Source organism: Myxacorys sp. (genome assembly GCF_059501405.1).
In genome coordinates this window covers 83,685-95,963 of sequence record NZ_JCACCM010000172.1, presented here as the reverse complement: position 1 = coordinate 95,963, position 12,279 = coordinate 83,685, and the positions used below count along the sequence as shown (strand labels likewise).

Sequence of the window (12,279 nt, the reverse complement as noted above, 5' to 3'; positions counted from 1 at the left end):
AGTTTGAAACTGACTCCTCCATTATTCCTGATTCCACAGGTCTAGAACATGACCCTTGCGTCCTACAGCCACAAAATTTATAGATTTGAGGTCGCTGATTATTTGCGTCCTTGACTAGCGAGATTAATGCGATCGCTTAGTTGTCTCAAGGTCTGCGCCATATTGGGATCGCTTTCTTTAAGATCTTTCATCTTCTCGCAGCTATACAAAACCGTGGTGTGATCTTTGCCGCCAAAGACCTCACCGATTTTTGGCAAGCTTAGATCAGTGTGTTGGCGCATGAGATACATGCCAATTTGCCTTGCCACACTAATTTCTCGACGGCGAGAATTTCCCTTTAAATCCTCAACCGACACTCCGAACGCCTCAACCACCGAAGCAATGATTGCTTCAGGAGACGCTTCCACTTTTTCAACGGGCGGATTTAGCACAGGCGCAATATTTTCAACCGTCATCGGCAACCCTGCGATCGAGATATAGGCGACGGCTCGAATTAACGCCCCCTCTAGTTCCCGAATGTTAGAGGTATAGCTTGACGCGATGTATTCAATCACCTCACGGGGCAAGCGCATGTTTTCGTATTCAGCTTTCTTTTGCAAGATGGCCATCCGGGTTTCTAGATCGGGTGGCTGAATGTCGGCAATTAAGCCCATCGAGAAGCGCGAACATAGCCGTTCTTGCAAGCGTGGGATCTGGTTAGGCGGTCGGTCTGAAGCGAGAACAACCTGCCGTCCTGCTTCGTGCAACGTGTTAAACGTGTGAAAAAACTCTTCCTGAGTATATTCTTTGCCCTCAATAAACTGAATGTCATCGACCAGCAGGACGTCTGCTGCCCGGTAGTGATCCCGGAAGCTTTGCAAATTGTCTTTGCGGATTGCCGTGATCAGATCATTTGTAAACTTTTCTGTTGAAACATAAAAAATATTTGCCGTTGAGCAAATTTCGAGTCGGTAGTGCCCGATCGCTTGCATCAAATGAGTTTTGCCGAGTCCTACTCCGCCACAGAGAAACAGTGGATTAAATTCTCTACCCGGAGATTCTGCCACTGCCAGCGACGCCGCATGAGCCATCCGATTATTCGGACCCACAACCAAGCGAGAAAAGACATACTTAGAATTGAGGTCAGAATTTGTCGCCTGCGGTGCTAACGGTTCTAGGGGCGCAGAATCAAGGGTGAATGGATAAAACAACTCCGCCTCATCACCGATCGTGCCATCTGCACCCGGAACAAATTTGATCTGAATCTCCACCGGACGCCCCAAAATATCGTGAACCACCTCGATAATGGTTGGCATGTAATATTTTTGCAGCCAGTTCTTGGCAAACGGATTCGCCGTTCTTAGCACCAAGCACGTTTCGGTCAGTTCTTCCGGGGTGGACGTTTTAATCCAGGCCTCAAACGTGGGACGACTGAGCTTGAGTTGGAGACGGTCGAGAACCTGAGACCAGAATGTATCGATCGCAATTTCCACGGCAAACCTCGTCTCACCAGTTTTCACAGAAGGACTAAAGCATAGACTAATTTACTGTATTTCGCTTAGGGAAAATGCGATTTGTAAAACCGAAACAAGGGACGCCTGCGGTAACGCTAAGAAGGAATGCAGTGTCCCGCTTTCGCGAGAAGGGATGAGTCAGGAAGCAGAACGGCGGCAATGCTTTGCACGAGGAGTTTCATCTTTTGAGGCTAGAACTTAAGGAATCAAGCTAGGATCAGAATTTAGAATTCCTTTAATCAACATTCGTTACGTTTTTCATCTCCTACCCTCATCCTTCAGCCCTGTGAACACTGCCCCCTCCTTCCGGCTTGACCTCCATACGATTTTTCCCTTTGAGCTAGACGAGTTTCAACTCCAAGCAATCGCGGCATTAGAAGCCGGAAAGTCAGTTGTGGTCTGTGCGCCGACAGGATCAGGAAAAACGTTGATTGGAGAGTACGCCATTCACCGAGCCTTGGCGGGGGGAAAGCGTGTCTTCTACACAACTCCACTGAAAGCGCTGTCGAACCAGAAGCTCCGGGATTTTCGCGACGAGTTTGGAGCCGAGAACGTGGGTCTCCTGACCGGAGACACCTCGATCAATCGAGAGGCTCCGATTCTGGTAATGACGACTGAAATTTTTCGTAACATGCTGTATGGCACGCCTATTGGTGAGGTAGGAACGTCGCTCACGGGCGTCGAAGCGGTGGTGCTGGATGAATGCCACTACATGAACGATCGCCAGCGCGGGACGGTGTGGGAAGAATCGATTATTTACTGCCCGTCAGAAATTCAGCTTGTCGCGTTGTCTGCCACTGTTGCTAACAGCGACCAACTGACGGACTGGATCAATCACGTTCATGGACCGACTGAGCTAATTTACTCAGATTTTCGTCCTGTGCCGCTTGGGTTCTCGTTTTGCAATCCAAAAGGGCTATTTCCACTTTTAGATGACAGTGGAAAACGAATCAACCCGAGACTCAAACCCAAACGGAGCCAGTATCGTCCGAAAGGAGCGAACCCACGCGGCGCACCCCGACCAGAAGCGCCGAGTCTTGCCTTTACTCTGAGTCAGCTGCGGGCAAAAGATATGCTGCCTGCTATTTACTTTATTTTTAGCCGTCGAGGCTGTGACAAAGCTGTAGAAGCGCTGGGCGACCTGTCGCTAGTGAACGATGGGGAAGCAGCCCGGCTCAAATCAAGAATTGATGAGTTTCTCGATCGCAACCCCGAAGCCGGGCGAGCGGGACAAATCGAACCTCTTTACCGGGGGATCGCGGCGCACCATGCCGGCATTCTCCCGGCGTGGAAAGGCTTAGTCGAAGAGCTATTTCAGGACGGACTAATCAAAGTTGTGTTTGCCACTGAGACGTTGGCAGCTGGGATCAACATGCCTGCTCGAACAACCGTGATTTCCAGCCTATCTAAACGAACCGACGCGGGCCATCGTTTACTCAACCCTTCTGAGTTTCTGCAAATGGCAGGACGCGCGGGACGACGCGGCATGGATAAACAGGGCTATGTTGTGACCGTACAAACCCCGTTTGAAGGCTCAAAAGAAGCGGCTTACCTCGCCACGTCTGGAGCCGATCCCCTCGTCAGCCAGTTCACACCCAGCTATGGCATGGTGCTCAATCTGCTGCAAACTCACACGATTGAGGAAGCAAAAGAACTGATTGAGCGCAGTTTCGGACAGTACTTATCGACGCTCTATTTGCGTCCCCAACAAGAAGAAATCGATCGCTGTAAAAGCGAGCTGACCCAACAGCAAGCCGCGATCGCGGCCGTCGATTGGAAACTGCTGAACCAATACGAAAAACTGCAAGAGCGGCTCAAAGAAGAAAAGCGGCTGCTCAAAACGTTGCAGAGTCAGGCGGACGAGATGCAGGCGTCAGAACTTGCGATCGCGCTGTCGTTTGCAGTGGCGGGAACCTTTCTCACGCTCAGAGGTGATGCCGTTCGTCTGCCTCAGCGTCTGCCTGCGGTGCTGGTCTCGAAGGTCCAGGGCGCAGGGCAGTTTCCCTATTTGATCTGTTTAGGACAGAACAATCGGTGGTATGTCGTTACCGTGGGAGATGTCGCGCAACTCCATGGCGACATACCTCGCCTTGCTGTGGTTGATGCCATCGAACCGCCATCTCAACTGGTTCTTAAATCAGGTCATTCTTGCCGAGGAAGCGAGCAAACCGAAGAGATTGCGGTTCAGATTGCCGACGTGCCTGGTTATAATGATGCGCCAGAAGTCTATGCCCAAGAGCAGCGCATGAAGGCCGTTCAAGCCCAAATCGAAGCGCATCCTGTCAATCGGTGGGGCGATCGCGCTCAGATTCTCAAACGTCAAAAGCGGATTCAAACCTTGCAAGCGGAAATTGACGATCGACAAGCCAAATTTGGACGCCAAACCCAACGTCACTGGGAAGAATTCCTAGCCTTGCTTGACATTCTGCAGAGCTTTGGTTGCCTTGATGACCTAAAACCAACGGCCCTTGGTCAAGCTACCGCTGCCATTCGGGGAGACAACGAACTCTGGCTTGGCTTGTCGCTCATGTCAGGTGAACTTGACCACCTCGATCCGCATCATCTCGCCACTGCCTGCGCTGCCCTCGTCACCGAAGTATCGCGCCCCGATAGCTGGACTCGATACGACATTTCAGAAGAAGTCCTTACCGCTCTTAGTGAACTACGGGGCATTCGGCGACAGCTATTCCAACTTCAAAGACGGCATCAGGTCGCCCTACCAGTCTGGCTTGAAGACGAATTGATTGGATTAATCGAACAGTGGGCGCTCGGCATTGATTGGCTGGAGTTGTGCAGCAATACCAGCTTAGATGAAGGGGATATCGTCCGGATCTTACGCCGAACCTTGGATTTTCTATCGCAAATTCCCCACGTTCCTCATATTCCAGAGGCCCTAAGAACAAATGCAATCCGTGCGATTCAACTCCTCGATCGCTTCCCAGTTAATGAAGTCATCGAGTAAGCGAATCGGCCTTTCCCCAATGCCCTTGTTCGCTAAAGACTCCGGCTGATATTGGTTCTCTAGAGTCAGGCTATTCCCTTCTGACCGTCACTACCCTTAAGAAGCGTTTTAGATTCCCTTTAGATTCTCTGTAGAAACCCTGATTGATCCTCTCCTCTAATTGCCCATACTGGGGCAAGAATGCTGCTTCAGCTTTGTGCGCCTTAGCCGTGTAACCCAAAGTTTAGGCAAGTTCTACTTTAGTTAATCGCTTAATTATTCAATCATTTTTCGTTCAGTAATTTAGGTTTTCTTCGCGCCGTGAATGACCTGGACTTGGAGCGCCCCAAAATACTTGTTGTTGATGATCATCCTTCCAATCGCTTGGCGGCTGTGGCGCTTCTCTCTGTTGAGGGATATGACGTAATTGAAGCAGAAAGCGGCGAGGCAGCTTTAGCGCGAGTCTCCGAAATTCAGCCCGATCTGATCCTGCTAGATGTGATGATGCCAGGGATGGACGGGTATGAAGTGTGCCGTCGCTTAAAGGGAGATGAGCATACGAGACTCACACCGATCGTGTTCATCACCGCTCTTGATGATCGCCGCGATCGCTTGCGCGGAATTGAAGCGGGCGGCGATGATTTTTTGACAAAACCGTTTGATCGATTAGAGCTTTCAGCGCGAGTCAAATCTCTGGTTCAGCAAAAGCGTTTGAATGAAGACCTTGATCATGCTGAACAAGTTTTATTTTCGATCGCTCGTACTGTCGAGAGCCGAGATCCAAATACGGGCGATCATTGTGAACGGCTGGTTCTTCAGGGCAAAGCGTTTGGAGAGTTTTTGGGTTTAGCGCGATCGGAGGTCCGAGATCTGATGTGGGGCGGCTACCTCCACGATATTGGCAAGGTCGGCATTCCTGATGCGGTGTTGCTGAAGCAAGGACGGCTGACGCCCGAAGAATGGCAGACTATGAAACAGCACGTTCTGATTGGAGAGCGAATCTGTTTACCGTTACGAACAATGCGTGGAGTTGTGCCAATCATTCGCCACCATCATGAGCGTTGGAATGGCTCGGGCTACCCGGATGGACTGGTAGGGCATACTATTCCCTTTTTGGCGCAGGTCTTTCAATTTACCGATATTTATGATGCGTTGACGAATGAGCGCCCGTATAAAAAAGCATTTTCACCTCAAGACGCACTGGAAATAATTGCCGACGAAGTACAGCGCGGATGGCGCAATCCTGAGCTATTTGTGAGGTTTAGCGAGTTTGTTCAAGCGACAGAGATGGAGCGCTCAAGCTTGACCCCAAACTGGTTTCAAAAGTACGTCCGGGCAGGACGTTAACCTAGGCCAACGCGAGTTTACGGGTTAATGGGGTTCTTTAGACTTTCATTGCGAACACCTGATCAGCGCTCAAGGCAAACGACGAAACAATTTCAGATTCGAGGCGATCGCGTCCCCTTACGATCGTATCCTCATAAGCACCGTCTACCCACTTACATACGGTAATTTGACGTTCTTCCGGGTCAACAATCCAATATTCTGCAATTCCCCTAGCCGCGTATTCCGTATGCTTGTGTCGATAGTCACGAGTACGATTTGTTGAACCGGGCGAAACGACTTCGATCACCAATGCAGGCGGCGGCATGTCGCGAGTAATCGTGGCGCGTTTTGTGCCCAGCAGCGCTGCTTGCGATTCTTCGGTATGCACGATCAAATCAGGTAAGCGGCATCTAGCTCTGCGTCCGCTCACTTCGATTTCGAGGTCTTTGTGCCCAATGAGATAAAACGGGAAATGCTGCAACAGCACACTGTAGAGGAATCGGGCTAAATTGGCGTTCTCTTCGGATTCTGGCGGCATTTCGACTAGTTCTCCATCCACCAATTCATACTGAGTGTCTGTGCCGTCGTCATAAGCGAGGTACTCTTCAAAGGTCATTACCTTCGATCGCGGTGCAGCGTTGGTCATAGACTCGATCGCGCTCCTGTGTAGGACAAAAATTAGCGGGTTCGTTCTTTTGCTAAATATTCAAACACGCTTTTATCACCGATATCTGGGGGAATTGGCTGAATGACTTTGCGGATCGCAAAGACCAAAAATAGGACAGCCCATGCGCCTAGTAACCCTTGCTCCCACTGCACAGAAAGCAATCCGCTCAGATGTCCTAAAAGCAGAACTGGAACGAGCAGTGTGAGAAACTTGGTTTCTAGACGATTGAAGCAAACTGCCTCTTTGAAGAAAATCCCGGTTAGGGCGGCGAAGGTGAATCCGACTCCTAGAATAGCGATCGCATGATGGAACACATATAGCGCAAGCGGTTCTGCACTCTGCACCGCAATTGCCAAAGAGGCTATGCCACCCGTTGCCCAAAATGCCTGCAATGCTCGATGTAGTGGAGCAAGATAGATGTGAATGGTGAATAAGCTAACGCCCAGCGCCGCCCAGAAGAGCCAGTATAAAGCAGTGATTGTAGTTGGGGACGCATGGAGAAAGACAAGAAGAGTGGCAATTGCAAAACTTACCGCCGCCACCATCAAGCCACCTCGGTAGACCACGACACCTCTGCGATCGTGGTCATCTACCGTAAATTCTCCAAATTGTCCTTGATAAACAATAGGTTCAGCCGTTTGAGACACCATAGATTACGCTCTCAACTCTACAGCTTGATCCTACTGTACTGCGGCTTGACGTGCCTCATCTTCAAGAGCCTGGATTGCTAGCAACAATTCTTCTTCTTGCACTTCAAAATCGGCTTCAGCGATTTCTCCCATATCAAACGCCAACTGCAACGTTAGCAAGCGCTTGCTCAAATTTTCCTGATCATCTAATTCAGCAGCGGCGCGTTCTTGAATTTGTTCAGCAATCCAAGCGAGGCCAGTAATCGGAGCGAAAAGGGCACGCAGAACCATAATACGGGTGTAATTAGGTGAGTTGGTCGAGGTGAGCGAAGTTGTAGGGCGCGGTGAAGTCGTTGTAGCGAATTTTTAGCCGCGAGTCGAATTGATGATCTAAGGCTTCGACTTGTTGACTAAATTCGGCTTCGGCCTCCCAAGGAATGAGATAGGCCGTGTTGTAAATCATCATCTCGGTCAGTACCTCATTTTCGACCCGCGCGATCGCAAGGGGATTAAGGCTATCTTGGAACGCTTGAATGATGGTTTGCTTGCGATCGCTCATCGCTTTCTCAATCGCTTGTCCAATCAGGACAATCTCATCCATGCTGAGCGATTTGCCGTCTGAGCGACTGCTCCGCACACTTTCTAAGAAATCGCGCTTTTCCCTGAGGTTAGCGTCTTCTGCCATCAGTGCCTGAAGCTCAGCGTTGCTATCCCAGAAAAGTTTGATGCTCACCTCACGGTATCCTGACAGTGTCTCAAACAGATGCTCAAGGCTCTCACGATGCGGTGTAATGAGCTGCTCTGTCACGGTGTCCCAGGTTTCAATAGTCAAGCCAAACTGAAGCGGCAAGAGCGTTCGATATCCCGCGTGCATTGCCTGCTCTAAGACTTTTTCATGTCCGAGCAAATTACGCCGACTGGCCAAATAGCGTTCTTGTTGGGCGGCTGAGTAGAGAAAGGCAAAGCGATCGATCACCTGCGTTTGCACAGGCTGGTGATCCAGCCCTTCAAGATCAAGAGCAGGGCCAGGGGCGGGGAAAATGCCGTAGAGATAGAGTCCGTAGGTCATGGGTTAGGTTGGGGCAAATGAAACAGAGTGTGATTTGACTTTTAAATTGGCTTTGCCGTAAGAACTAGCTGGAGTTTTGCGTGAACGAGATCTAGCTGAGCGAGTCCTAAATCGACGTTGCCTTGAAGCACTACACCTGTGTTGAGCAAGCGATCGAGCAGTTCCAAAATGGAGGGGCTAGATGAGGCTTTGCCAGGGTAGTAGCTTCCAGCTTTAGGCAATAGAGTGCCCACTTCACCAAGATTGACGTTCAACTCGGCTGGGTCAATTTCAAAAAAATTGCAGAGATGAACGACTTGTTCTTCGAGCTTTTGTAGGCTTTCGGCAGCGCGATCGAGATCATTGTCGTTTAAGCACCCTTCATCCATGCGACGAATTACTTGAGCTTCCATCAGTTGCCGAACGAGTTCAACCACGGTCAGCAGCAAGGGGGCTAAGCCAGCGTCAGGACGAGCTTTTGCGGGAGAGGGAGAAAGTTCAGAAGACACAATTAAGGGGCTAATTAGGGGGTTGAAGATTACGCCAAACAGCAGATTTCGACTAGAAGCGGGTTTTCTGTCTTTAATCCCTTCGACCAATCTCGGCGAAGCAGACAAGAGAACATTGTTTAGAAGGTTTATAAGTCCTTTAGAAGCGATTCTAAGGATCCGGACGTAGATTGAGGCAATTTCTGAACGGAGGCTTGACGAAGCGATTTTAGTTCTGCCTCTAACGCTTCAACTCGGTCTAGGAGACGTTGATTCGTTTCATTCAGTTCTTTGGATTGAGCGCTAAAGTGCGGATTGTTTTCCCACCAGTTAATACCGATTTCTTTGGCCTTATCGACAGAAGAAATCAGTAATCGGATGCGAATATTTAGTAGTTCTGTCGAAGCAACAGACACAGAAATATCCCCTGCGATCACAATGCCTTTGTCTAGGACTCGTTCTAGAACATCGGCTAACGATGATCCTTGAGTAGACGTTGCGATCGTCGTTCCAGCCTCGCGCCCTCCAGATGCTGAAGCTCTTGCGGGCATTGCTGAACTCATACTTCAACCTCAGAACGAACGATGGCAAAAAACCTACGATCGCGGTGGATCACTTGACGGTTCCGCGTCATAGTCCGTAGAACATCTAAAACTTGAGTACGAGACAGACCAAACTCGCTTTCTAAATCTGACAGCCCTGCTCCATCCATCTCAATCAGATACTGATAGATCCGGGATTCATAAAATGCTTCAAAAGCAATTCCTTCTAACTCAGTGTCTACTTCTTCTTGAATTACAGGAATTTCTTTTAGTAATTCAACAAGCTGTTCGTTTAGCGTTAGCTCTATCGATGGTTCAGAACTAACAATTGGCGTATCATCTTCTATCTCTAATGTTGGAAAAATCTGTTCAGAGTAAATTTCATCTTTTTTGATAGAAGTTTCTGCTTCTTCCGAAATGAAATTGCTTTCAGCGTTAATTTCATCTTGCTCAATCGATTCACTCGTTTTAAGCTGACCGATTAATTGCAATAGCAATTCTGTTGATTCCGCCAATGGCAATCCTGAGCGCGACAGCAATACATCTGAGCAAATTTCCTGGAAGTCCAAATTGTTGGGAGACACCGGAATATTATGTTCATGGCACACCTTGGCAATCACGACACCAGAGCGCAACCCGGAAGCCATAACTCCCGATTCGGCACGAAAGGCTCGAACGAGTTGCACGATGAGAGTGGCACTGGCACGATCGAGGGAGGTCTTCTGCCTCAAAATTTCTTGCTGAGTCAGTTCGTCTGGCTCTGGGATATTAATGGTGACTAGCCGATCCATCAGCGCATCTTGCGTACCATGCACGCCGCAATATTCGTCAGGATTAGAGGTGAGAATCGCCCGAAAGTCCGAATTGACGCGGACATATTCCGTCTGATTACTGGTCGGCGGCAGCACAAGCAGCTTTTCTTCGAGCGCTGAAAGCAGAACGTTATTCACTTCGGGACGCGATCGGTTGAACTCGTCGTAAACCAGCGTAAATCCTTCCCGGCACGCCATCGTCAACCGCGAATCAACCCAGTTATGCTTCAGTTCATCCTCGACCTTAACAACGCTATGGATAAAGTTATCCACTACTTTTTTGCGCGTGTAGCCTGCTTGTGAGCCAATCAAATCCGACGATCTCGACTCGTCATCTCCGTAGATCAGCATGATTGGACGAGTCAATAAATCGGCTAAATGCAATGCCAGCGTTGTTTTACCTGTTCCAGCAGGGCCGCGCAGATGCACCGAAAAACCAGATTGAAGATAGCGCAACGCTCGAAGGGCGATCCGCTCTACAGAGGGAGTACTGACGAACCGACGGGGGCTTGCACGGAGAACAGTAGTCACAGTGAGTAATTCCTAAAACAAACGACCTTAACAAACTTCTTCTGAGACGCAATACATGCGATCGCGCTGGGTAATCATGCCCTTTTGGATCAGCGATCGCAGTGCCTCAACGACCTGAAAGCGGCTCATACTGAGCGATGTCTCAAGCTCGGTCAGCCGCACGCTTTGCATGAGATCGATGTATTGAAAAATTCGCTCTTCTTGAAGCCGCTCTTCTGAAAGAACAGCAGGGGCAGGCTGGATGGGAGATGCGGGTTTAGCAGCACTCGGTTGAATTTGCTCAGCACTTTGTTTTGCATTCCCCACACGTACATCTGCTCTTTCTGGAGGTTCGATGCTTGGGGGCGCAGGTTGCACTGGGTCGGCAACGGCGGCTAACTCTTGATCAAGCTGAATTCGAGTTGCAATTCGCTGTTGATGTGCTGCTTCTAACAGTAAAGAAGTTTCAGTTTGGCACGTTTGAATATCGGCTCGAATCTTTTGGCGAAGGAGGATTGATGCTTGATCTAAAGCCGCCCGAAATGCCGCTAAATCATACGCTAACTGCTGTGCCGTTAGTTCGCGGTTGGCCTGAGTGAGCGCTAAAAATTCTGACGTTTCTGCTCGGAGTTGAGTGACGAAGGCAGCGAGTTGCTGAGCGCTTTCTTGGGCTTGAACATGTCTGCGATCGCGGGCTTGACGTAAAAATGTTTGAGTCTGATGATGCAACTCGGTGCGATCGCGTTGACGCTCCTGACGAGAAATCGCGCCATTTCTCATTAAACTGTCTCGAAACAAACTGAGATCGCAGCGAAGCTCAGAGGCAGTTTCTTGACGATGGGTTTGAATGTTCTCTAAGGTTGAAGCGACGTGTTGACGGCGTTGGATAACATGTTGTTGTCGCTGTTGTTGCTGTTGTCGCCAGGACGTTTTTAAAGTCATCATAACTAGCAGACTTTCTATCTACGTTTTGAGAAAATCGAAGGAAAAAACTGGGGAATTGCCTTCCCCAGTTACAGGGTTTTTAGGCAGAAGGAACAGCCGCTTGAGAGGTTAAACCGACCGCTTCCGCATACTTCAAGTAAGTCTCAACCGAGGCAATCACGACACGAGCTTCGATTGCTAGCAGTTCGATACCAACCAACGAAACACGAACCCACGCATCGATCACGATGCCTTTGTCGAGAATGCGATCAACAACTTCTGCCAAGCTAGAAGAAGAGTTTACTTTTTCAACAGCCATGATGTTATTCCTTGAACAGTTTGGTTAATGGGTTACCGAATAAGGACGTTAGACTTGCTTCAGATTCGGCTTCCGTACTTAATAAAGTGGACAGATTGGAACAGAGACCTTCTAGCGTAAACACGGAATCTACACGATGGATTTTGAGAGAAGGTCGCAGATTTACGGATCTGACCCTTAGATAGCCTGAAATTCACATAAGTGATGCTGTCGGTTTTCAATTGAGAGATGAAGATAAGCCGCCGCAGGCATCTCTCGCCGTGCAGCGGGTCAGAAATCCCTCTCAATTCTTCACTTGAGAAAGTACTACCCTTGAACCCGACGCTCAAATTCTTCACGAGTAGTTTCGATCAGCAAAATTGCCTCCTGATGAACAGCAGGATAGTCTTGCTTGAGCCAAGCGATCAGCCGCGACAGTTGAGCATTTCTCAGTTCTAAATCCGTCTGAAAAATTGCGGCGGTTGCCATGTGTTTAGCATATTCAACGGGATGACCTTGAGCGAGAAACGCAGCCGTCAATGCAGCGAGAGCTTGTTGACGAACGAGATCGGTATTGGCTTGAGAGAACATAGGACTTGGG

At 49.3% G+C, this 12,279-nt stretch carries 13 protein-coding genes; 2 read left to right on the top strand and 11 right to left on the bottom strand.

All coding sequences use genetic code 11. From position 1 onward, the window contains the following. Positions 1-98: 98 nt before the first annotated feature. Positions 99-1,472 (bottom strand): chromosomal replication initiator protein DnaA, encoded by a 1,374-nt coding sequence (gene dnaA / locus AC5I6P_RS24680; protein WP_495696423.1) that lies wholly within the window; start codon positions 1,470-1,472, stop codon positions 99-101. A 307-nt stretch (positions 1,473-1,779) separates the two neighbouring features. Between dnaA and AC5I6P_RS24675 the strand changes: the two genes are divergently transcribed. After that, complete coding sequence (locus tag AC5I6P_RS24675) at positions 1,780-4,455, top strand: DEAD/DEAH box helicase (protein ID WP_495696422.1); 2,676 nt, start codon at positions 1,780-1,782, stop codon at positions 4,453-4,455. A gap of 300 nt (positions 4,456-4,755) precedes the next feature. Beyond that, positions 4,756-5,781, top strand: a complete 1,026-nt coding sequence (locus tag AC5I6P_RS24670; RefSeq protein WP_495696421.1) for an HD domain-containing phosphohydrolase — start codon at positions 4,756-4,758, stop codon at positions 5,779-5,781. A 37-nt stretch (positions 5,782-5,818) separates the two neighbouring features. Here AC5I6P_RS24670 and AC5I6P_RS24665 read toward each other — a convergent pair whose 3' ends face one another. The 10 genes from AC5I6P_RS24665 to AC5I6P_RS24620 all read right to left on the bottom strand — a co-directional run bounded on the left by AC5I6P_RS24665 (position 5,819) and on the right by AC5I6P_RS24620 (position 12,269). After that, positions 5,819-6,406 carry a Uma2 family endonuclease gene (locus AC5I6P_RS24665; protein ID WP_495696420.1) on the bottom strand — a complete coding sequence of 196 codons (588 nt, stop codon included), beginning with the start codon at positions 6,404-6,406 and terminating at the stop codon, positions 5,819-5,821. 32 nt (positions 6,407-6,438) lie between these two features. Then, complete coding sequence (locus AC5I6P_RS24660) at positions 6,439-7,077, bottom strand: DUF2301 domain-containing membrane protein (RefSeq protein ID WP_495696419.1); 639 nt, start codon at positions 7,075-7,077, stop codon at positions 6,439-6,441. Between the two features lie 30 nt (positions 7,078-7,107). Continuing rightward, positions 7,108-7,347 (bottom strand): gas vesicle protein GvpG, encoded by a 240-nt coding sequence (locus AC5I6P_RS24655; RefSeq protein ID WP_495696418.1) that lies wholly within the window; start codon positions 7,345-7,347, stop codon positions 7,108-7,110. Positions 7,348-7,360: 13 nt separating this feature from the next. Further along, the gene (gene gvpF, locus AC5I6P_RS24650) at positions 7,361-8,125 is read right to left on the bottom strand and encodes a gas vesicle protein GvpF (RefSeq protein ID WP_495696417.1); all 765 of its coding nucleotides are present in this window, start codon (positions 8,123-8,125) and stop codon (positions 7,361-7,363) included. 41 nt (positions 8,126-8,166) lie between these two features. After that, a complete protein-coding gene (locus tag AC5I6P_RS24645; protein ID WP_495696416.1) occupies positions 8,167-8,721 on the bottom strand; it encodes a gas vesicle protein K in 555 nt (184 codons plus the stop codon). Between the two features lie 20 nt (positions 8,722-8,741). Continuing rightward, positions 8,742-9,155: a gas vesicle protein gene (locus AC5I6P_RS24640; RefSeq protein WP_495696415.1), complete on the bottom strand. Its 414-nt coding sequence runs from the start codon at positions 9,153-9,155 to the stop codon at positions 8,742-8,744. Then, entirely contained in the window at positions 9,152-10,477 is a 1,326-nt protein-coding gene (gvpN, locus tag AC5I6P_RS24635) for a gas vesicle protein GvpN (protein ID WP_495696414.1), read from the bottom strand. Before gvpN ends, AC5I6P_RS24640 begins: the two co-directional genes overlap by 4 nt. Before the next feature lie 27 nt (positions 10,478-10,504). After that, positions 10,505-11,401, bottom strand: coding sequence for a hypothetical protein (locus AC5I6P_RS24630; protein ID WP_495696413.1), 897 nt, complete (start codon positions 11,399-11,401; stop codon positions 10,505-10,507). Positions 11,402-11,480: 79 nt separating this feature from the next. Beyond that, positions 11,481-11,699 carry a gas vesicle structural protein GvpA gene (gene gvpA / locus AC5I6P_RS24625; RefSeq protein ID WP_162425313.1) on the bottom strand — a complete coding sequence of 73 codons (219 nt, stop codon included), beginning with the start codon at positions 11,697-11,699 and terminating at the stop codon, positions 11,481-11,483. A 306-nt stretch (positions 11,700-12,005) separates the two neighbouring features. Next, positions 12,006-12,269, bottom strand: coding sequence for a hypothetical protein (locus AC5I6P_RS24620; protein WP_495696412.1), 264 nt, complete (start codon positions 12,267-12,269; stop codon positions 12,006-12,008). Positions 12,270-12,279 lie beyond the last annotated feature (10 nt).

Bases quoted from the DNA above. Each gene is read 5' to 3' on its own strand.
- gvpF (WP_495696417.1), bottom strand. From the start codon at position 8,125: ATGACCTACGGACTCTATCTCTACGGCATTTTCCCCGCCCCTGGCCCT.
- AC5I6P_RS24655 (WP_495696418.1), bottom strand. From the start codon at position 7,347: ATGGTTCTGCGTGCCCTTTTCGCTCCGATTACTGGCCTCGCTTGGATT.
- AC5I6P_RS24620 (WP_495696412.1), bottom strand. From the start codon at position 12,269: ATGTTCTCTCAAGCCAATACCGATCTCGTTCGTCAACAAGCTCTCGCT.
- AC5I6P_RS24630 (WP_495696413.1), bottom strand. From the start codon at position 11,401: ATGATGACTTTAAAAACGTCCTGGCGACAACAGCAACAACAGCGACAA.
- AC5I6P_RS24660 (WP_495696419.1), bottom strand. From the start codon at position 7,077: ATGGTGTCTCAAACGGCTGAACCTATTGTTTATCAAGGACAATTTGGA.
- AC5I6P_RS24665 (WP_495696420.1), bottom strand. From the start codon at position 6,406: ATGACCAACGCTGCACCGCGATCGAAGGTAATGACCTTTGAAGAGTAC.
- AC5I6P_RS24640 (WP_495696415.1), bottom strand. From the start codon at position 9,155: ATGAGTTCAGCAATGCCCGCAAGAGCTTCAGCATCTGGAGGGCGCGAG.
- gvpA (WP_162425313.1), bottom strand. From the start codon at position 11,699: ATGGCTGTTGAAAAAGTAAACTCTTCTTCTAGCTTGGCAGAAGTTGTT.